This is a genomic window from Falsiroseomonas sp. E2-1-a20 (genome assembly GCF_051433195.1).
Lineage (GTDB): Bacteria > Pseudomonadota > Alphaproteobacteria > Acetobacterales > Acetobacteraceae > Falsiroseomonas.
In genome coordinates this window covers 24630-44504 of the sequence record NZ_JBHMFT010000007.1, presented here as the reverse complement: position 1 = coordinate 44504, position 19875 = coordinate 24630, and the positions used below count along the sequence as shown (strand labels likewise).

Annotated in this window: 19 protein-coding genes; 15 read left to right on the top strand and 4 right to left on the bottom strand. The window is 74.7% G+C overall.

Annotation, left to right across the window (positions count from 1 at the left end; all coding sequences use genetic code 11):
• Positions 1–2: 2 nt before the first annotated feature.
• From cobN to ACFHPP_RS10790, 5 genes are read left to right on the top strand one after another with little or no spacing between them, the layout of a single operon-like run.
• The gene (gene cobN / locus ACFHPP_RS10810) at positions 3–3254 is read left to right on the top strand and encodes a cobaltochelatase subunit CobN (protein ID WP_437163279.1); all 3252 of its coding nucleotides are present in this window, start codon (positions 3–5) and stop codon (positions 3252–3254) included.
• Positions 3254–4387: a hypothetical protein gene (locus ACFHPP_RS10805; protein ID WP_437163278.1), complete on the top strand. Its 1134-nt coding sequence runs from the start codon at positions 3254–3256 to the stop codon at positions 4385–4387. The genes cobN and ACFHPP_RS10805 overlap by 1 nt, the downstream gene beginning before the upstream one ends.
• A complete protein-coding gene (locus tag ACFHPP_RS10800) occupies positions 4380–5006 on the top strand; it encodes a precorrin-8X methylmutase (RefSeq protein ID WP_437163277.1) in 627 nt (208 codons plus the stop codon). The genes ACFHPP_RS10805 and ACFHPP_RS10800 overlap by 8 nt, the downstream gene beginning before the upstream one ends.
• Positions 5003–5722, top strand: a complete 720-nt coding sequence (locus ACFHPP_RS10795; RefSeq protein ID WP_437163276.1) for a precorrin-2 C(20)-methyltransferase — start codon at positions 5003–5005, stop codon at positions 5720–5722. The genes ACFHPP_RS10800 and ACFHPP_RS10795 overlap by 4 nt, the downstream gene beginning before the upstream one ends.
• Positions 5719–6474 carry a precorrin-3B C(17)-methyltransferase gene (locus ACFHPP_RS10790; protein ID WP_437163275.1) on the top strand — a complete coding sequence of 252 codons (756 nt, stop codon included), beginning with the start codon at positions 5719–5721 and terminating at the stop codon, positions 6472–6474. Before ACFHPP_RS10795 ends, ACFHPP_RS10790 begins: the two co-directional genes overlap by 4 nt.
• On the opposite strand, the gene ACFHPP_RS10785 is transcribed toward ACFHPP_RS10790, so the two are convergent.
• Positions 6447–7205 carry a cobalt-precorrin-6A reductase gene (locus ACFHPP_RS10785; RefSeq protein ID WP_437163274.1) on the bottom strand — a complete coding sequence of 253 codons (759 nt, stop codon included), beginning with the start codon at positions 7203–7205 and terminating at the stop codon, positions 6447–6449. The two genes, ACFHPP_RS10790 and ACFHPP_RS10785, sit on opposite strands and share 28 nt — an antisense overlap.
• On the opposite strand from ACFHPP_RS10785, the gene cbiE reads away from it, so the two are divergent.
• From cbiE to cobM, 3 genes are read left to right on the top strand one after another with little or no spacing between them, the layout of a single operon-like run.
• Positions 7204–8424: a precorrin-6y C5,15-methyltransferase (decarboxylating) subunit CbiE gene (cbiE, locus tag ACFHPP_RS10780; protein WP_437163273.1), complete on the top strand. Its 1221-nt coding sequence runs from the start codon at positions 7204–7206 to the stop codon at positions 8422–8424. The genes ACFHPP_RS10785 and cbiE overlap by 2 nt on opposite strands.
• The gene (locus tag ACFHPP_RS10775) at positions 8421–8804 is read left to right on the top strand and encodes a cobalamin biosynthesis protein (RefSeq protein WP_437163272.1); all 384 of its coding nucleotides are present in this window, start codon (positions 8421–8423) and stop codon (positions 8802–8804) included. Before cbiE ends, ACFHPP_RS10775 begins: the two co-directional genes overlap by 4 nt.
• A complete protein-coding gene (gene cobM, locus ACFHPP_RS10770) occupies positions 8801–9565 on the top strand; it encodes a precorrin-4 C(11)-methyltransferase (RefSeq protein WP_437163271.1) in 765 nt (254 codons plus the stop codon). Before ACFHPP_RS10775 ends, cobM begins: the two co-directional genes overlap by 4 nt.
• Here cobM and ACFHPP_RS10765 read toward each other — a convergent pair.
• On the bottom strand, positions 9532–10632 hold the full coding sequence (locus ACFHPP_RS10765) for a cobalt-precorrin-5B (C(1))-methyltransferase (RefSeq protein WP_437163270.1): 1101 nt from the start codon (positions 10630–10632) through the stop codon (positions 9532–9534). The two genes, cobM and ACFHPP_RS10765, sit on opposite strands and share 34 nt — an antisense overlap.
• Before the next feature lie 53 nt (positions 10633–10685).
• Between ACFHPP_RS10765 and cobA the strand changes: the two genes are divergently transcribed.
• The 6 genes from cobA to ACFHPP_RS10735 are packed head-to-tail and all read left to right on the top strand — an operon-like array spanning position 10686 to position 15726.
• A complete protein-coding gene (gene cobA / locus ACFHPP_RS10760) occupies positions 10686–11474 on the top strand; it encodes a uroporphyrinogen-III C-methyltransferase (protein WP_437163269.1) in 789 nt (262 codons plus the stop codon).
• Positions 11475–11479: 5 nt separating this feature from the next.
• Entirely contained in the window at positions 11480–12793 is a 1314-nt protein-coding gene (locus ACFHPP_RS10755; protein WP_437163268.1) for a cobyrinate a,c-diamide synthase, read from the top strand.
• A complete protein-coding gene (gene bluB / locus ACFHPP_RS10750) occupies positions 12790–13428 on the top strand; it encodes a 5,6-dimethylbenzimidazole synthase (protein WP_437163267.1) in 639 nt (212 codons plus the stop codon). The genes ACFHPP_RS10755 and bluB overlap by 4 nt, the downstream gene beginning before the upstream one ends.
• Before the next feature lie 20 nt (positions 13429–13448).
• The gene (cobT, locus tag ACFHPP_RS10745; protein WP_437163266.1) at positions 13449–14441 is read left to right on the top strand and encodes a nicotinate-nucleotide--dimethylbenzimidazole phosphoribosyltransferase; all 993 of its coding nucleotides are present in this window, start codon (positions 13449–13451) and stop codon (positions 14439–14441) included.
• Positions 14441–15193, top strand: coding sequence for an adenosylcobinamide-GDP ribazoletransferase (locus tag ACFHPP_RS10740; RefSeq protein ID WP_437163265.1), 753 nt, complete (start codon positions 14441–14443; stop codon positions 15191–15193). The genes cobT and ACFHPP_RS10740 overlap by 1 nt, the downstream gene beginning before the upstream one ends.
• On the top strand, positions 15187–15726 hold the full coding sequence (locus ACFHPP_RS10735) for a histidine phosphatase family protein (RefSeq protein WP_437163264.1): 540 nt from the start codon (positions 15187–15189) through the stop codon (positions 15724–15726). The genes ACFHPP_RS10740 and ACFHPP_RS10735 overlap by 7 nt, the downstream gene beginning before the upstream one ends.
• A 148-nt stretch (positions 15727–15874) precedes the next feature.
• On the opposite strand, the gene ACFHPP_RS10730 is transcribed toward ACFHPP_RS10735, so the two are convergent.
• Both ACFHPP_RS10730 and ACFHPP_RS10725 read right to left on the bottom strand, forming a co-directional pair.
• Entirely contained in the window at positions 15875–17101 is a 1227-nt protein-coding gene (locus ACFHPP_RS10730) for a hypothetical protein (RefSeq protein ID WP_437163263.1), read from the bottom strand.
• Positions 17098–18072, bottom strand: coding sequence for a hypothetical protein (locus tag ACFHPP_RS10725; protein WP_437163262.1), 975 nt, complete (start codon positions 18070–18072; stop codon positions 17098–17100). Before ACFHPP_RS10725 ends, ACFHPP_RS10730 begins: the two co-directional genes overlap by 4 nt.
• Positions 18073–18310: 238 nt before the next feature.
• Here ACFHPP_RS10725 and pehA point away from each other — a divergent pair, with 238 nt between their 5' ends.
• Complete coding sequence (gene pehA, locus ACFHPP_RS10720; RefSeq protein ID WP_437163261.1) at positions 18311–19873, top strand: phosphoric/sulfuric ester hydrolase PehA; 1563 nt, start codon at positions 18311–18313, stop codon at positions 19871–19873.
• Positions 19874–19875: the final 2 nt, after the last annotated feature.

The window sequence follows — 19875 nt, the reverse complement described above, 5'->3', positions numbered from 1 at the left end:
TCATGCATCTGCTGAACACCTCCACCGCGACGCTGGACGAGCAGACGGAGCCCGTCGATCTCCGCCAGCCGCCGGCGCCGATGGCGGTGCTCAGCTTCACGGACAGCGACCTCGCGGGCCTCGCCGCGGCGTGGGAGGCGGAGCGGGATGTGCTGCCCGCGCTGCGCCTGGTGCCGCTGCGCGAATTGCGCCATCCGATGTCGGTGGATCTGTGGCTGGACCGCACGGCGGCGGGGGCGCGCATCATCGTGCTGCGGCTGCTCGGCGGGCTGGACTGGTGGCGCTACGGCGCGGAACAGCTTTCGGCCTTCTGCCGCGAGCGCGGCATCGCGCTGGCGGTGCTGCCGGGCGAGGACCGCGCCGACCCGCGCCTGCCCGCACTTTCGACCCTGCCGGCGGAGGATTGCGCGGCACTGCTGGACGGGTTCCGCGCCGGCGGCGTGGCGCAGCTGCGCGGCGTGCTGCGGCGCATGGCCTGCCACTGCGGCGCGACGCTGGCGGTGCCCGAGGCCGAGGCCCTGCCGCTTGCGGGCTTCTGGGGCGCGCCGCCCGCGCCGGATGAGACGCGGCCGGTGGTGCCCATCATCTTCTACCGCTCCATGCGCGTGGCCGAGGATGCGGCGCCCGTGACCGCGCTGGCGGAGGCGCTGGCAGCCCAGGGCGTGGTGCCGGTGCCGATCTTCGTCGCCAGCCTGAAGGAGCCAGCCTCCGTCGCCTTCCTGCGCGCCGAGCTGCCGCGGCTGGACCCGGCCCTGGTCATCGCCTGCACCGCCTTCGCCGAGGGTCAGGCGCAGCCCGTGCTGGCCGCCTGCGGCGTGCCCGTGGTGCAGGCCGTCATCGCCACCACCTCCCGCACCGCCTGGGCGGGCGGGGCGCGCGGGTTGGGGGCGTCGGACCTCGCCATGCATGTGGTGCTGCCGGAGCTGGATGGCCGCGTGCTGGGGGGTGCCATCGGCTTCAAGGATGCAGCGCCCAGCCATGCCGAGCTGGGCTTCACCCGCCAGGTGAACCGCGCCGAGCCGGACCGCGTCGCGCAGCTTGCCGCGCGGGTGATGGCGCTGCTGCGCCTGCGCGCCACGCCGCCCGCCGAACGCCGGCTGGCGGTGCTGCTGCCGGATTATCCCGGCGCGGGCGGGCGCACCGGCTATGCGGTGGGGCTGGATGTGCCGGCCAGCGTGCTGGCGCTGCTCCACGACCTGCGCGGGGCCGGCTACGACACGGGCGAGGCGCCAGCCACGCCGCGTGCGCTGCTGGATGCGCTGGCCGCGCCCGAGGCCGCCTGGCCGGTGGCCGACTATGCGGCGCTTGGCGGCGCGGCAGATGCAGCCTGGGGCGAACCCGCGGGCGACGTCGATGTGGTGGATGGCGCCTTCCGCTTCCGCGCCATCATGGCCGGGAACATCCTGCTGGCCGTGGCGCCGGACCGCGGCCGCGCCAGCGACCGCCGCGCCACCTACCACGACCCCGCCCTGCCGCCGCGCCACGCGCTGCGCGCCTTCGGCCTGTGGCTGCGCCAGGCGCGCGATGTGCACGCGCTGGTCCATATGGGCGCGCATGGCACGCTGGAATGGCTGCCGGGCAAGGCGGTGGCGCTGACCGCCGAGTGCTTCCCCGAGCGCGTGCTCGGCGCGCTGCCCGTGGTCTATCCCTTCCTGGTCAGCAATCCCGGCGAGGCCGCACAGGCCAAGCGGCGCATCGCGGCAGTGACGCTCGGCCATTTGCCGCCGCCGCTGACCACGCCGGGCCTGGCGCCGGAACTGCACGACCTGGACCGCCTGCTCGATGAATTCGCCGCCGCCGACGGCATGGACCGCCGCCGCCGCGAACGCCTGGCGCAGCTCATCCAGCAGGCGGCCGAGGCGGTGCCGACGCTGCCCGCCTTGCCCGCCGACCCGGATGACCGGCTGCGCGCGCTGGACGCCTGGATGTGCGACGTGAAGGAACTCGCCATCCAGGACGGGCAGCACGTTTATGGCCGCGCCGCGCCCGGCGCCGATGCCGAACGCACCGCCTGCGCGGCTTCGGAACGCGCCGGGCTGCTGGCCGCGCTCGATGCGAAGCACGTCCCGCCCGGCCCCGCCGGCGCGCCGAGCCGTGGACGCCGCGACGTGATGCCCACCGGCCGCAACCTGACCGCCACCGACCCGCGCGGCCTGCCCACGCCCACCGCCATGGAGCTCGGCCGCCTCGCGGCAGCGGAGGCGCTGCGGCTCTATGCGCAGGAACAGGGCGAGGCGCCGCGCCGCCTGGTGCTGGATCTGTGGGGCAGCGCCACCCTGCGCACCGGCGGCGAGGAAATCGCCCAGGGCCTCGCGCTGCTCGGCTGCACCCCGATCTGGGACAACGCGACGGGCCGCGTCACCGGGGTGGAGGTGCAGCCGCCCGCCGTGCTCGGGCGCCCCCGGGTGGACGTGACCTGGCGCATCTCCGGCCTGTTCCGCGACCTGTTCCCGGCGCAGATCGCCCTGCTGGATGCCGCCGTGCGCGCCGTGGCTGCGCGCGACGAGACGGCGGAGGAGAACCCGCTGGCCGAGGCGCGCCTGGCCGGCGCATCCCTGGCCCGCATCTTCGGCGCGCCGCCCGGTGCCTACGGCGCGGGGCCGGAGGCTGCGCTGGCCACCGGCACCTGGACGGCGCGGGAGGAACTCGGCCGCGCCTACCTCGCCGGCGCCTCCCACCGCTATGGCGGCGCCAACGGGGATTCGACGCCGGATGCGGGTTTCCGCGCGCGGATCGCCACGGCGGATGCGCTGCTGCACCCCGGCGACGATCCGGGGCGGGACCTGCTGCAGGGCGGCGCGGATGTGGCGCATCTCGGCGGCTTCGCGGCGGCGGCGGCGGCACTCGGCGGCTCGCCTACCTTGATCACGCTCGACACCACGGACCCGGCCCGGCCGCGCGCCCGCACGCTGGAGGCCGCGCTGCGCCGCCTGGTGATGGGCCGCGCGGTGGACCCGCGCTTCCTCGCCGGCCAGATGCGCCACGGCCCGCGCGGCGCCTCCGAACTGGCGGAGACGGTGGACCGGCTGGTGGCCTTCGCCGAAACCACCAGCGCGGTGGATGGCGCGCTGCTCGACCGCGTCCACGCCGCCTATGTGCAGGACGCGGCGGTGCGCGACTTCCTGCGGCGCGAGAACCCGGCCGCCGCGCGTGCCATCGCGCTGCGGCTCGGCGATGCGCTGCGGCGCGGGCTGTGGCATCCGCGCGGCAACGCCATCGAGGCCGAACTGGCCGCGCTGATGGAGCCCGCCTGATGCGGCGCGGCGCCTGCCCGAGCCTTGAGGCGCCCCTGCACACCGGCGACGGGCTGCTGGCCCGCCTGCCGCCCGCCACCCTGCCGCCCGCCGCCTGGGTGGCGCTGGCACGCGCTGCGCAGCGTGCCGGCAACGGGCTGCTCGACATCACCGCGCGGGGCAGCGTGCAGTTGCGCGGCCTCAGCGCCGAAACGCTGGACCTCGCGGAGTCCCTGGTGCCGCCGGAGTGGCCGCGCGGGGCGCTGGTGATGACCTCGCCGCTGGCCGGCGCGGCGCTCGACGAAACCGCGGACCCGCACCCTCTGGCCGCGCGCCTCGCCGCCGCCGCGCCGGCCGGCCTGCCGCCGAAGGCGACGGTGCTGGTCGATGGTGGCGGCGCGCTAAACCTGGCAGGCGAGGCCGCGGATCTGCGGCTGGTGGCCCAACCGGATGGCTGGCTGCTGGGTTGCGGCATGGATTGGCTGGGTGTCGGCAACGCCGATGCCGCCTGCGCCGCCGCCCTGCACCTGCTGGCCGACATGGCGCGTCACGCGACGCGCGCGCCTTCCGCCGAGGCCTGCGCCGCGGCGGCGCAACGGCTGCGCCCCGCCCCGCCCCCCGCGCCTGTCCCATCGCCCGAAGCCATCGGCCTCCACGCGCTGCGCGAAGGCGTTGCGTTGGGCGTCGGCCTGCCCTTCGGCCGGTTGGAGGCCGCGACGCTGATCGCCTTCGCCGAGGCCAGCAACGCGCGCGCGCTGCGTGGCGCGCCCGGTCGCGTGCTGCTGGCGCTCAGGGTGCCGGACCCGGCGGGGCTGCGCCGCCAGGCCGCAGCACTCGGCCTGATCACCGATCCGGACGATCCGCGCCGACGCGTCGCCGCCTGCACGGGTGCGCCCGCCTGCGGATCGGCGTTGCTGGATACGCGCGCGCTGGCCGCCGCGCTGGCACCGGATGTGCCGCCCGGCGGCTTCCTGCATGTCTCGGGCTGTGCCAAGGGCTGCGCCCATCCGCGCCCGGCGCGCCTCACCCTGGTGGGCACGCCGCAGGGGCTGGGCTTGATCCGGCGCGGGCGGGCGGGCGACACGGTGGCGCACCACCTCCACCCCCAGGATGCGCGCGCCGCGCTGGCGCGGGAGTTTGCCGCCGATGCATGAGTATATTCGCGACGGGGCGGCGATCTACGCCCGCTCCTTCGCCATCATCCGGGCCGAGGCGGATCTCGCGCGCTTCTCGGCGGAGGAGGAGGATGTGGCGGTGCGGATGATCCATGCCTGCGGGCTGGTCGAGGCCGCGGCACATTTCGCCTTCGCCCCCGGCTTCGTCGCCGCCGGCCGCGCCGCGCTACAATCCGGCGCTTCCATCCTGTGCGATGCGGAGATGGTGGCACGCGGAGTCACCCGCGCCCGCCTGCCCGCCGACAACCAGGTGATCTGCACGCTGCGCGACCCAAGCGTGCCGGAGATGGCGGCGCGCATCGGCAACACGCGCTCGGTCGCCGCCATGGCACTGTGGGCGCCGCACCTGGCGGGCAGCGTCGTCGTCATCGGCAACGCGCCGACCGCGTTGTTTCACCTGCTGGACATGCTGGCGGATGGTGCCCCGCGCCCCGCGGCGATCATCGGCATGCCGGTGGGTTTCGTCGGCGCGGCCGAATCGAAGGAGGCGCTGATGGCCGCCCCGCTCGGCATTCCCTGGGCCGTGGTGCGCGGCCGGATGGGCGGCAGCGCGATGGCGGCGGCGGCGCTCAATGCGCTGGCGAGGGCCGGTCTGTGACCGGCCGACTCTATGGGCTGGGCCTCGGCCCGGGCGATCCCGAACTGCTGACGCTGAAGGCGGCGCGGCTGCTCGATGCCGTGCCGGTCGTGGCGTATTTCGCCAAGCGGGGCCGGGCCAGCAACGCGCGCGCCATCATCGCGGACCGGCTGCGGCCGGGCGTGGTGGAGCTGCCGCTGCTCTATCCCGTCACCACCGAGATCCCGCGCGCCGACCCCGCCTATCGCGCCGCGCTCGATGCCTTCCACGACGAGGCCGCCGCCGCCATCGCGGCACATCTGGAGGCCGGTCGCGACGTGGCGGTGGCGAGCGAGGGGGATGCGCTGTTCTACGGCTCCTACATGCATCTGCATGTCCGCCTCGCGCACCGTTTCCCGACCGAGGTGGTGCCGGGCATCACCGCCATGTCCGGCGCCTGGGCGCTGGCCGGCCTGCCGATCGCGCAGGGCGATGATGTGCTGACCGTGCTGCAGGGCACGCTGGACGAAGACACGCTCTCCGCAAGATTGGCGGGGACGGAGGCCGCGGTGATCATGAAGCTCGGCCGCAACCTGCCGCGGGTGCGCGCCGCGCTGGCGCGTGCGGGGCGTCTGGAACAAGCGGTCTATGCGGAGCGTGTCGGCAGCCCGGCACAGCGCGTGCTGCGGCTGGCGGACCGCGATGCCTCGCCGGCGCCCTACTTCTCGCTGATCCTCGTGCCGGGCTGGGCGCAATGACGGGCCGGCTGGACGTGGTCGGCATCGGCCCCGGCGATGCGGCGCTGGTCACGCCCGCCGCCACCGCGGCGCTGGCGGCGGCGGAGGCGCTGTATGGCTACGGCCCCTACCTCGCCCGCGTGCCCGAACGCGAAGGCCAGCAGCGCCACCCCACCGACAACCGCGAGGAGATGGCCCGCGCCGCGGCCGCGCTGGATGCCGCCGCGGCCGGCGCGCGCGTCGCCATGGTGACGGGCGGCGATCCCGGCGTCTTCGCCATGGCCGCCGCGGTCTGCGAAGCCATCGACCACGGCAGGCCGGAATGGCGCGCGGTGGAACTCGGCGTGCATCCCGGCATCACCGCCATGCTGGCACTGGCCGCACGGGCAGGCGCGCCGCTCGGTCATGATTTCTGCGCCATTTCCCTGTCGGATAACCTGAAGCCCTGGCCGGTGGTGGAACAGCGCCTGGCGGCGGCGGCGGGTGCCGGCTTCGCCATCGCGCTGTACAACCCGATCAGCCGGGCGCGGCCCTGGCAGCTCGGCGCCGCCTTCGCCTGCCTGTCAAAGCATCTGCCGCCGGAGGTGCCGGTGATCTTCGGTCATGCCGTGGCGCGCGCGGCGGAGCAGGTGGTGATCGTGACGCTGGAGGAGGCAGCGGCGCAGCCCGCCAGCATGGCGACCTGCGTCATCATCGGCACCCGGCAGACCCGCACCGTGGCAAGGCCGGGGCAGGCGCCGCTGGCCTATACCGCGCGACGGCTCAGCGCATGATCGAGCCAGGACAGGGCAGCTTCCACCGTGGCGACCTGCGGCACCTCCGGCAGCGCCGGGCGGGCCAGCAGGAACACCGGCAGGCAGCGTGCGCGGGCGGCGACCAGCTTGGCGAAGCTCGCGCTGCCGCCGCTGTTCTTGCAGACGATGGCCTCGATGCGGTGCGTGTCGAGCAGGGCTTCCTCATCGGCCAGGGTGAAGGGGCCGCGGGCGGTCAGGCAGGTGATGTCCGGCATGGGCGGCGGCGGGATGATGGGGTCGACGCTGCGGATCAGGTAGCGGTGCTGCGGTGCGGGCTCGAAGCCCGCCACCTCCTGCCGGCCGAGCGCCAGGAACACCCGGCGCGGCGCAGGGCCGAGCGCCGCGCAGGCCGCGGCCACATCGGCCACCGGACGCCAGTCATCGCCGGCTTCCGGCACCCAGGCCGGCCGGCGCAGCGCCAGCAGCGGCACCCCGGCGGCCTGCGCAGCCAGCGCGGCATTGGCCGAGATGCGCGCGGCATAGGGATGCGTCGCATCCAGCAGCAGGGCGATGCGATGGTCGCGCAGCCACGCCTCCAGCCCCGCCGCGCCGCCGAAGCCGCCCACGCGCACCGGCACCGGCATGGCGGCCGGGTTCAGGGTGCGGCCGGCGAGCGACAGCGTCACCGTGACGTCGGCGCGCATCGCCAGGCGTTCGGCCAGGGCGCGGGCCTCGGTCGTGCCGCCCAGGATCAGGAGATGTTGTCGCATGGCTGAGGCTTCGCGCGGCGCGCCCTGGTTGTCCATCATCGGCATCGGCGAGGACGGGATGGCGGGGCTGGGCGAGGCCGCGCGGGAAGCGCTGGCCCGGGCCGAGGTCGTGTTCGGCGGCGCGCGGCATCTGCGGCTGGCGGCGGCGGGCATGACTGGCGCGGCGCAGCCCTGGCCTTCGCCCTTCAGCGTGGCGCCGGTGCTGGCGCGGCGCGGGCAGGCCGTGGCCGTGCTCGCCTCCGGCGATCCGATGTGGCACGGCGTCGGCGCCACGCTGCTGCGGGAGATTCCGGCCGGCGAGGCGCGGGTCTTCCCGCAGCCCTCCGCCGCCAGCCTGGCCGCCGCGCGGATGGGCTGGCCGCTGGCGGAGGTCGCGGCGCTGTCGCTGCATGCCCGCGACGTGGCGCTGCTGCGCCCGCATCTGCATCCCGGCGCCAGGCTGATCCTGCTGACCAGCGACGCGGCGCAGCCCGCCGCCATCGCGGCCCTGCTGGCGACGGAGGGTTTTCCAGGCAGCCGGATGACGGTGCTGGAGGCGCTGGGCGGGGCGGAGGAACGCAGGCGCCACGCCACGGCGGCGGGCTTCGACCTGGTCGATATCAACCCGCTGAATACCCTGGCCGTTGAGATCGCCCCGGGGCCGCTAGCGCGCATCCTGCCGCGCGCGCCCGGCCTGCCGGACGACCTGTTCCAGCATGACGGGCAGCTGACGAAGCGCGAGGTCCGCGCCATCACCCTCTCCGCGCTGCAACCCTTCCCGGGCGCGCTGCTGTGGGATGTCGGCGCCGGCGCCGGGTCCATCGGCATCGAGTGGATGTTGGCGCACCCCGCCTGCCGCGCCATCGGCATCGAGGTACGGGCGGACCGCGCGGCGCGTGCCGAGGCCAATGCGCGTGCGCTCGGCGTGCCCGGCCTGCGCCTGGTGCGGGGCGAGGCGCCAGCCGCCTTCGCCGGGCTGCCGCCGCCGGATGCGCTGTTCCTCGGCGGCGGCGCCAATGATCCAGGCGTGTTCGAGGCGGCGCTGGCGGCGCTGAAGCCCGGCGGCGTCTTCGTGGCGAATGCCGTGACGCTGGAGACCGAGGCGCTGCTGCTGGCCCGCCACGCGGCGCTGGGTGGCGATCTGCTGCGCATCGGCATCACCCGCGCCGTCGCCGTGGGCGGCATGACAGGCTGGCGCCCGGCCATGCCGGTCACCCAATGGGTCTGGCACAAGCCATGATGGTCGCGGGGCTGGGCTGCCGGCGCGGGGCGCGGGCCGAGGATGTGGCGGCGGCCATCGCGCGGGCGCTGCACGGGGCCGGGCGGCAGCCGGCAGATTTGGCACGGCTCGCCACCAGCGCCGCCAAGGCGGAAGAACCCGGCCTGCGCGCGGCGGCGGCGGCGCTGGGGCTGCCGCTCGATGCCGTGCCGCAGCCGGACCTGCTGGCGGCCGCGCCGGGCTGCCTCAGCCATTCCGCGCGGGTGCTGGCGGAGGCGGGCGTGCCGTCACTGGCCGAGGCGGCGGCGCTGGCCTCCGCCGGGCCGGGCGCGCGGCTGCTCGGCCCGCGCGTTGCGGTGGCCCGCGCCGCCACCTGTGCCCTGGCGGAGACCACCCCATGACCGTGCATTTCATCGGCGCCGGGCCGGGGGCGGCGGACCTGCTGACGCTGCGCGGGCGGGACATCCTGGCGCGCTGCCCGGTCTGCCTGTTCGCCGGCTCCATCATCCCGCGCGAGATGCTGGTCCATTGCCCGCCCGGCGCACGGCTGGTGGACACGGCGCCGATGAGCCTGGATGAGATCGAGGCCGAATGCGTCGCCGCCCACGCAGCCGGGCAGGACGTGGCGCGGCTGCATTCCGGCGATCTTTCCATCTACTCCGCCATCGCCGAGCAGACGCGCCGGCTGGAGGCGCGCGGCATTCCCGTGACACTGACCCCCGGCGTGCCGGCCTTCGCCGCCGCGGCGGCCCTGTTGGGGCGGGAGCTGACGGTGCCGGCGCTGGCGCAATCCGTGGTGCTGACGCGGATGCCCGGCCGCGCCTCCCCCATGCCGGGCGGGGAGACGCTTTCCGCCTTCGCCGCCACGGGGGCCACGCTCGCCATCCACCTCGCCGTGCCGCAGCTGGCGCGGATCGTGGAGGAACTGACGCCCTTCTACGGCGCGGCCTGCCCCGCCGCCGTGGTGGTGCGGGCCAGCTGGCCGGATGAGCAGGTGTTCCGCGGCACGCTGGCCGATATCGCGCCGGTGGTGGCGGCGGCGGGGGTGGAGCGAACGGCGCTGATCCTGGTCGGCCCGGCCCTGGCGCCGGAGGGGTTTCGCGAAAGCGCCCTCTACGCGCCCGACTATCAGCGGCGGTTCCGGGGGAGGGAGGGGCTGTGAGGCAACGGCGCAAAATCCGCGCGGCCCACCAGCCGGCCGCTGCGGTCGAAGACGGTGATTTCCAACTCGCTGGGCGCGGGCGCCAGCGCCTCCGCCGCCACGGCCCAGGCGCGGGCCGCGATGGCATCGCCCAGCGGATGGCCGGCGGCCTCGGCGATGGCGAAGGCCTCCGCCACGGTATTGGCGGCGACGACCCGCGCGGCCAGCGCCGCATCAGGCAGCAGCGCGCCCAACTCGGACAAGTCGGCCTCGCCGCGCTTCGAATGCAGATCGAGCCGGCCCTGCGCCAGCTTGGTCATCTTGGCGACGCCGCCGGCGATGGTGACGCGCGGTACCGGGTTGCGGCGCAGGTGCTTGAGCAACCCACCGACGAAATCGCCCATCTCGATCAGCGCCACATCGGGCAGCCCGTGCAGCGCCTGCACCGCAGCCTCGGAGGCGGTGCCGGTGCTGCCGGCCACATGGCCGATGCCCATGGCGCGCGCCACATCCACGCCACGATGGAGGGAATCGATCCAGGCGGCGCAGGAATAGGGGATGACGATGCCCGTCGTGCCCAGCACCGACAGCCCGCCGACGATGCCGAGCCGGCCGTTCAGCGTGCGCTCCGCCAGCTTCTCGCCATCCTCGATGGATATCTCGACCTCCGCATCGGTGTCGGGTGCCACCTCCGCCATCGCGGCGCGGATCATGGCGCGCGGGCCGGGGTTGATGGCGGGCTCGCCGGGCGCGATGGGCAGGCCGGGGCGCGTCACCAGGCCGACCCCGGGCCCGGCCCGGAATACCACACCCGACCCCGGCGGCAGGTGCCGCACCGTCACCAGGATCAGTGCGCCATGCGTCACGTCGGGATCGTCGCCGGCATCCTTCACCACGGCGGCCAGCGCGCCATCCGCGACAAGCTCGGCGCGGGCCAGGGCGAAGGCGGGGGTCTCGCCGCCCGGCAGGCGGATCGTCACCGGGTCGGGGAAGGCGCCATGCCGCAGCGCGGCGTAGGCGGCCTTGGCCGCCGCCGTGGCACAGGCGCCGGTGGTCCAGCCGCGCCGCAGCGTCTTGCCCTGATCCATGCCTCTCCCGGTAGCGCCAAGCCGCGCGCCGCGCCAGGCCCCGCGGTGCAGCGATGAACGCCGAGGGCATCGCCGCCCTGCTCGCCCAGTCCCGCCGCATGGCCCCGGGTGAGGTCTGGCTGGCCGGCGCCGGCCCGGGCGACCCCGGGCTGCTGACGCTGGAAGTGCTGGCGGCGCTCGGCCAGGCGGACATCATCATCCACGACGCGTTGATCGAGGCGGAGGTGCTGGCCCTCGCCCGGCCGGGTGCGGAACTCGCCTTCGTCGGCAAGCGCGGCGGCCGACCCTCCGCCCGCCAGGCGGAGATCTCGGCGCGGCTGGTGGCGGAGGCCCGCGCCGGGCGCCGCGTGCTGCGGCTGAAGGGCGGCGACCCCTTCGTCTTCGGCCGCGGCGGGGAGGAAGCGGTGGCGCTGGCCGAGGCCGGCGTCCCATTCCGCGTGCTGCCCGGCCTGACCTCGGGCCTGGCGGCCATGACCGCCGCCAACATCCCGGCGACGATGCGGGAGACGAACCAGGCGATCATCCTCGCCACCGGCCATGCGGCGGAAAGCGCCGGCGGGCTGGATTGGGCGGCACTGGCCCGCACCGGGCAGCCCATCCTGCTCTACATGGCGACGCGCACGCTGCCGGCGATCGTCGCCGGGCTGATGGAAGGCGGCATGGCAGGGGAAACCCCGGCCGCCGTGGTGGTTGGCGCGACGACGCCGGACCAGTCCGTGCTGGTGACCCGGCTGGATGCGCTGGCGGAGTTGGACATTCCGTCCCCGGCCATCATCGGCATCGGTGCCATCGTCGCCGTCCGGGAACGCCTGCTGGCGCAGGCCGGCCGGCTGCTGGCCTGACGGGGATGCGCGGGCTGGTGATCGCGGCGCCCCGCTCCGGCGCGGGCAAGACGACGGTGACGCTGGGCCTGCTGGCCGCGCTGGCGGCGCGCGGCGTCGCCGTGCGTGCGGCGAAGATCGGGCCGGACTACATCGACACCGCCTTCCACGCCGCCGCCACCGGCCGGCCCGGGTTGAACCTGGACAGCTGGGCGATGCCCGCCGCGCTGCGCGACGCCCTGCTGGCCGAGGCCGCGACCGGTGCCGAGCTGCTGCTGGCCGAGGGCGCCATGGGGCTGTTCGACGGCATTCCGGCACCGGAGGGGCAGCGCGGCTCGGCGGCCGATCTCTGCGCGCGGCACGGGCTGCCGGTGCTGCTGGTGCTGGATGTCGGCGGCCAGGCGCAGACCGCCGCCGCGGTGCTGCGCGGCTTCGCCACCCACGACCCCGCCGTGCGGATCGCCGGCGTGGTGCTGAACCGCGTCGGCAGCCCGCGGCATCGGCGCCTGGTGGAGGAGGCGATGGCGCCGCTCGGCATCCCGGTGCTGGGCGCCATCCCGAAGGAGGCACCGCCCGCCTTGCCCGAGCGCCACCTGGGCCTGGTGCAGGCGGAGGAACACCCGGCGCTGGCCGCGGCGCTGGCGGCGCTGGCGACCATGGCGGAGACGCATCTGGACCTGGACGGCATCCTGGCCGCCGCCGCGCCGCTGCGCCTGCACCCGCACGGGCCGCCGGTGGCGCTCCGCCCACCCGGGCAGCGCATCGCCCTGGCCCGGGATGCGGCGTTCTCCTTCGTCTATGGCCATGTGTTGGCGGGCTGGCGCGCGGCGGGGGCGGAAATCCTGCCCTTCTCGCCCCTGGCCGACGAGGCGCCGCCCGGGGATTGCGACGCCTGCTGGCTGCCCGGCGGCTATCCGGAGCTGCATGCCGGGCGGCTTGCGGCGGCGGGGCGGTTCCGCGCCGGGCTGGCGCGCTTCGCGGCGACGCGTCCGGTGCATGGCGAATGCGGCGGCTACATGGTGCTGGGCGCCGGGCTGAGCGATGCCGCGGGCCAGGACCATGCCATGGCGGGTCTGCTGTCGCACGGCACCAGCTTCGCGAAGCGCCGGCTGCATCTCGGCTACCGGCGGGCGCGGCTGCTGGCCGACGGGCCGCTTGGCGCCGCAGGGCAGCATCTGCGCGGCCATGAATTCCACTACGCGACCGAGGCCAACCCCGGCACCGACGCCGCCTTCGCCACGCTGGCCGATGGCGAGGGGCGCGACCTTGGCCCGGCCGGCGGGCGGCGTGGGCTGGTCTCAGGCAGCTTCTTCCACATGATCGCGGCGGAGGCGCCATGACCGCGCCCTTCGAGACCGAGGCCTTCGCGGCGGGCTTCGACGCCCTGCTGCGCTGGCGCCGCGATGTCCGGCGCTTCCGGACGGACCCGGTGCCGCCCGCCCTGGTCACGCGGCTGCTGGAGGCCGCCATCCTCGCCCCCTCCGTCGGGCTGTCGCAGCCCTGGCGCTTCCTGCGCGTCGAAAGCGCCGGGCGCCGGGCCGCGATCCGCGACGAATTCGAGGCCTGCAACATCGAGGCCGCCGCAATCTACGCCGATGCGCGGGCGGCGCGGTATCGCGCGCTGAAGCTGGAGGGACTGGCCGAGGCGCCCATCCATCTCGCCGTCTGCATGGAGTCCGACCCTGAGACCGGCCATGGCCTGGGCCGGCAGACGCAGCCGGAGACGCTGCGCGATTCGGTGGTCTGCGCCATCCACACGCTGTGGCTCGCGGCGCGGATCGAGGGGCTGGGCGTCGGCTGGATCTCGATCCTGCGGCCGCCGATCGTCGAGGGCATCCTGGATCTGCCGCCGAGCTGGCGCTTCGTCGCCTACCTCGCCATCGGCTGGCCGCAGGCAAGCGCCGAGGAGCCCGAGCTGGCGCGGCAGGGCTGGGAAAGCCGGCGCGGGCTTGAGGCCTGCGTGGAGGCACGGTGAATGACGGGGGAACGAGGCTGGTGATTGACGCGCAGGCCCGGCTCGACGCGCTGGCCAAGCCACCCGGCAGCCTCGGCAAGCTCGAGCGCCTGGCGGCACGCCTGGCCGCCACCCAGGGGCGGCTCGACCCGCGCACCCATCCGCGGCGCCTTGTCGTCTTTGCGGGGGACCACGGCGTGGTCGCCGAAGGCGTGGGGCTCTGGCCCTCCGCCGTGACCGGGGCGATGATGCGCCTGATGCGGGAAGGGCGATCCTCCGCCACCGCGCTGGCCCGCGTGGCGGGGGCGGATTTCCTGCTGGTGGATGCCGGATCCTGCACCGAGGGCCTGCAGCCCGGCCCGGGCTTCCTCGACGCCCGCATCGGCCGCGGCACGGCCAGCTTCGCGCAGGGGCCGGCGATGACGGTGGCACAGTTCGATTCCGCCTGGGCACTTGGCGCGCGGATCGCGGACGAGAGTGCGGCGGCGGGGCTCGCCGTGCTGGCGCTGGGCGAGATGGGCATCGGCAATACCACCGCCGCCGCGGCGCTCGGCGCGCTGCTGACCGGTGCGGCGCCGGAGGCGATGGTCGGACCCGGCGCCGGCGCCAACCCGGAAAGCCTCGCCCGCAAGCGCGCCGTGGTGGCGGCCGGCCTGGCCCGCGCCCGCGCCGAGGCCGATCCGCGTGCCGCCATCGCTGCAATCTGCGGCTATGAGATCGCGGCGCTGGCCGGCTGCATCGCGGGCTGCGCCCGGCACCGGGTGACGGTGGTGCTGGATGGGCTGATCGTCGGCGCCGCGGCGCTGGTGGCGCAGCGGCTTTCGCCGGGCGCGCTGGAGACGGCGATCGCCGCGCATGTCGGCGCGGAGCCGGGCCATGCGCGGATGCTGGAGACGCTGGGGCTGGAGCCCTTCCTCGACTGGGGAATGCGCCTCGGCGAGGGCACCGGCGCGGCGCTGCTGCTGCCCCTGCTCGATGCCGCCGCCGCGCTGCTGACCGAGGTGGCGACGCTGGAGGAGGCGATGCGCGGCTGATGCGGGACTGGACCCAGCCGGCGGCGCTGGCGCTGCGCTTCCTCAGCCGCGTCTCGCCACCCGGCGAGGAGATGGCGCGCTTCGAGCGGGATCTGCCGCGCGCCCTGGCCTGCTTCCCCCTGGCCGGCGCGGTGCTCGGCGGGATGACGGCGCTGGTGCTGCTGGCGGCGGCGCAGGTCTTCCCGCTGTACCTGGCGGTGCTGGTGGCGCTGGCCTTCGACGCCTGGCTGACGCGTGGCCTGCACGAGGATGCGGTCGCTGATTTCTGCGACGGCCTGGGCGGCGGTCGCACGGCGGAGGATGCGCTGCGCATCATGAAGGACAGCCGCATCGGCGCCTTCGGGGCGCTCGGCCTCGGCTTCGGCGTGGCGTTGCGTGGCGCCGGGCTGGTGGCCATGGAGGATCCCGGGCGCGCCGCGCTGGCGCTGGTCGTGGCCGGCGCGGCGGCGCGGCTCCTCATGCTGGCGGTGCTCTGGCGCGTGCCGGCGCTGCCCGGCCTCGGGGCGCGCTTCGCGCAGGCGATGGACGGGCGGCGCTTCGGGCAGGCGGTGCTGCTGGCGTCCCCGGTGTTCCTGCTCGCGGCGTGGGTCTCGCCCGGCGGCGTGGCGCTGGCGGCGCTGGCCGGCCTCGGCTTCCTGGGCTGGTACCGCGCGCTGCTGCTGCGTCGGCTCGGCGGCAGCACCGGCGATGCGGTGGGCGCCGCGGGCTATGCCGGGCTGGCCGGCACCACGCTGGCGCTGGCCGCATGGTGACGCTGCTGCGCCACACCGCCGTGGCCTCGCACTGGCAGGGCCGCTGCTACGGCGCCAGCGATGCCGGGCTGTCCGCCGCGGGAATCGTGGCCGCGCAGGACCTGGCGCTGCGCCCGCCCGAGGCATGGCGCGGGGTCACGCGCATCCACGCCTCGCCGTCGCGGCGCGCCTGGTTCCTCGGCCGCCTGCTCAGCCGCCGGCTGGGCCTTCCGCTCGACGGCGTCGCGGCACTGCGGGAACGCGATTTCGGCACCTGGGAGGGCCAAAGCTGGGACGCGATTCATGCCGCCGAGGGCGATTCGATGATGGGCATGATCGACGACCCGGGCGGCTTCCGCCCCGGCGGCGGCGAGACCACCGCGGAACTCGCCGCGCGGGTGGTCGGCTGGTTCCGGGCATTGCCGCCGGGGGAGGGGGTCCTCGCCGTCACCCATGGCGGCCCGGTCGCCGCCCTGCGCGGCAGCCTGGCCGGGCTTCCCGCGCGGGACTGGCTTGCGCTGGTGCCGGCGCTCGGGGAGGCGACAGACCTGTAGCCTCATCAGGTCGTCGTCGGTTGGCGCCGGGCGTTGGGCTACAGCGGCCGTTGGAACCAGATGTATCTCGCCGCGCGCCACCACGGCGCCTTTCTGATGCCCTGGCGTCACCGGCACGCACCAGGCGAGCCGCGCCGGGCAGCTTTGTTCAGCTTTCGGGGTCGAAGGTCACGAGGGGAAGCGCGGCTTGCGCGCCGGCGATGATCTCGACGAGACGCGCCACCTCGATGCGCGTAAGCCCGCTTCTCCCGCTGGCCAATGCCAGCAGCCTCGGCGTGACGTCCGCCCGCGCGCGGTCGAAGGCCGAGCACTCGCCGAGCCGGCGCCCCGCAGCCTCGAGCCGCCGCAGGTCGCGCGCCGAATCCTCCAGCTTCCGCACCGCTTCGTCATCCGCCCGGCAGGGAAGGCCAGCGATGCATGTCACCGCCTGGAGCAGATCGGACAGCAGGTCCGTTTCATACCGGCTCCGGCATGCCGCCGCGGTCTCGGCACGGATCGCGGCCATGTTGCGCCGCCGTTCCTCTCGCCCGGCAGGAGGGCCATGGGCGTCGGCATCCTCGAGACGGCTGACCAGCGCCTCGGCGTAGTCGGCCATCTCCCCGAGGCTTGGCGCGGACGTCACGGCCGCGGCGTGCGCCAGGAGCAGCTCGCGCAGGGCATCCTCGGCCAGTCGCACCACGACCGGCGCGAAGCCGCCCGCCACCCAGGCCACGCGAGCCGGCGCCGCAGCCTCGCGCAGCAGCAGCAACGTGGCAGCGGCCAGCGCCGCCGGACCCTCCGCCACGATCGGCCCCAGCGTTGCACGCAGGACGACCTCCGTTGGTCCGTCGCAGGCACTCCGCCGGGCGGCCAGCAGCGCCACGCCGTGCCGCCAGAGCGCCGCCGCAAGATCCACGATCGGCCCGGCGGCATCGCGCGGTAATCCGGCGCGGTCCCAGGCCCCGCCTGCGCGCGGTAGCACGGCCACCCCGGCACCAAGCCACAGCCGCGCCCCCAACGCGGCAACCGACGCCTCATCATCCATCGATCTGTTCGCGCAGGCGGCTTCGATCAGCTCCACCTCGCCACCGAGCGCGGCGCGCACAGCCTCGCCGAGTGGGGCAAGCGCGGAGCGTGGAATCTCCGCAGGGGTCCGCGTCCAGGCCGAGGTCGAGACCAGTGCGCCTTCGAGCGGAAGGGCGAGCAGCCGCAGGAACTGCATCGGCCGGGCCGGACGCAGCCGCTGCAGCCTCGGACGCACGGCGGTGAGGAGCGCATCCGCCTCCCCGCGATTCGCGATCCTGTCCAGGACGCCAACGATCCGTCCGAGGGTCCCGTCGGGCGCAGTGGCCAGGGCGGCACGGATCTGCCGTGCGTCAGGGCCGAGGAGCGTCATGGCGCGCGCGCTCGCCTCGCCTCGTGCAGCGCGATGAGTGCCATGCGACCGCCGCGCGCCCAACTCGGCTTGAGCGGCAGCCGGCGCTGAAGGGAGGCAAGGCTGTCCCAGCCGGAAAGCAGCCCAGACCAGTCATCCGCTTCGCGTGCCGGCACCGGCAGGGCGGCCAGGAGGTCACCGAGGAAGTCGCGGCGCTTCATCGAGGGGATCTCGTCCCAGAGCGCGACCAGGCCGGACCACCCGTCCAGCAGGAGATCGAGGCGCCCGGCCTGCTCGACGATTTCGGCCAGGACCCGCTCATCGCCGGCCAGGCGGGCCGGCAGCTGCAACAGCGACGCGTGGAGCGGACGGAGGCAGCAGGGCAGCGCCGCGAGCGTGAGGCGCGCGCCTGCCGCGACGAGCGTCGCTGCGCGGCGCTCGGGCCCATCCGGAAGCTTTTCGGCGAGGGCCAGCAGCTCCACGCCGAGCCGCTCGATCGCGGCATGCCGACCTCCAAGGACGTCACCAGCGCCCGCCTCGATCGTCGCGAGCAGCTCGACGAGGCCGGACCGGCACGGCTGCACCTGCTGCGGGTTCATCAACGGGCTGGATGCACCACCGAGCCGCTGCTCCGCCCTCTCGCGGGCCTTCATGAGGACGGCAAGCGCGGCCATGGCCGCTGCCGCCGCGTCCCGGCCGGCGAGCCCGATCGCGGCAACGGAGCAGGCCGCCTGACGCACGCGCGCGGGCGTGACGGTCGGGAGCGCCGCCAGGTGTGGCCAGAGCTGATGGTCATGCAGTGTCGGCGAAGCGAGGCCGACGGCCGCTTCCCATTCCAACACATAGATGCCGCGGCCACCGAGGCCGGCCAGCACAAGCTCCGACTCGCCCGTCGCCGCGCGGCGCAGCCGTGCCCCGGCCAGCATGGGAGTCGTGAACGGGACGGCGACACCCCGCTCGGCGAAGGTCGACGCGCGATCGGGCTGCGCCATCGCATAGCGGTCCAGGCTGCCGAGACACGTTATGTCCATGGCATGCAGGGTGACATGCGACCTGTGAACACGCCCTGAAGGGTGTCCTGCGGACAATGCACCGGCGGGGCTGCCGAAGCCGGCCCCCGGCACGGCCCGGCATCTCCGCCAGCTTCTGTCACAAAGTCTCAGCGTGACCGTCACACAGCCGTCGCGGCTCGCCCGGTAAGTCCCGCCGCGTCGGATGGAGCGATGCGGCATGGCGCGACGGAAGAATGTACTCCTCATCGTGGTGGATCAGTGGCGGGCAGACTTCGTGCCCGCGCTCGGCGCCGGCTTCCTGCGCACGCCGAACCTGGACCGGTTGTGCCGCGAGGGCGTGACCTTCCGCAATCATGTCACCAATACCGTGCCCTGCGGACCGGCGCGCGCCAGCCTGCTGACCGGCCTGTACCTGATGAACCATCGCGCCGTGCAGAATACGGTGCCGCTGGATGCGCGCCACACCAATCTCGGCAAGCAGCTTCGCCTGATCGGCTACGACCCGGCGCTGATCGGCTACACGACGACGACGCCGGACCCGCGCAGCACTGGCCCGCGCGACCCGCGCTTCACCACGCTCGGCGACCTGATGGACGGTTTTCGAAGCGTCGGCGCCTTCGAGCCGAACATGGATGGCTATTTCGGCTGGCTCGCGCACCAGGGCTACGAGTTGCCGCCCAAACGCGAGGATATCTGGCTACCGGAAGGCGAGGACGCCGTACCCGGCGCGACGAACCGCCCGTCCCGCATCCCGAAGGAACTCTCGGACACCACCTTCTTCACGGAGAAGGCGCTGACCTACCTGAAGGGCAAGGGCGACAAGCCCTGGTTCCTGCACCTCGGCTACTACCGCCCGCATCCCCCCTTCATCGCCCCGGCACCCTACAACACCATGTACGACCCGGCCGACATGCCGGCGCCCGTGCGTGCACCGCGCTGGGAGGAAGAAGCCGAGCAGCACCCGCTGCTGCGCCACTACCTGCGCGCCATCGGCCAGGGCAGCTTCTTCCACGGCGCCAAGGGCGCCGGTGCCGGGCTCGACGAGGCCAGCATCCGGCAGATGCGCGCCAGCTATTGCGGCCTGATGACCGAGATCGACGAGGCGCTCGGCCGTGTCTTCGCGCATCTTGAGCAGACCGGGCAGTGGGACGACACCACCATCATCTTCACCTCCGACCATGGCGAGCAGCTTGGCGATCATTGGCTGCTCGGCAAGCTCGGCTATTTCGACGAGAGCTTCCGGATCCCGCTGGTGGTGAAGGGTGCCGGCGGCACCGCGCGTGCGGGCCAGATCGACGAGGCGCTGACCGAAAGCGTCGACGTGATGCCGACCATTCTCGAGTGGCTGGGCGGCGAGGCGCCGCGCGCCGCGGATGGCCGATCCTTGCTGCCGCTGCTGGCGGGAGACAAGCCGGCCGATTGGCGCGACCTGCACCACTACGAATACGATTTCCGCGACATCCACTACTCGCAGCCCGAAACCGCGCTCGGCCTGACGATGGACACATCCAGCCTCTGCGTCGTTCAGGACGCCGACTACAAATACGTCCACTTCGCCGCCCTGCCGCCGCTGTTCTTCGACCTCAAGCGCGACCCGAACCAGTTCGAGAACCGCGCGGAGGACCCGGACTACGCTTCCCGCGTGAAGGACTACGCGCAGCGCGCCCTGTCCCTGCGGCTGCGCCACGCCGAACGCACCCTGACCCATTTCCGCGCCACGCCGCAGGGCCTGGACGAGCGCCGCCCGGCGCCGCCCGCGCTCCGCGCCGCCGCCGAATAAGG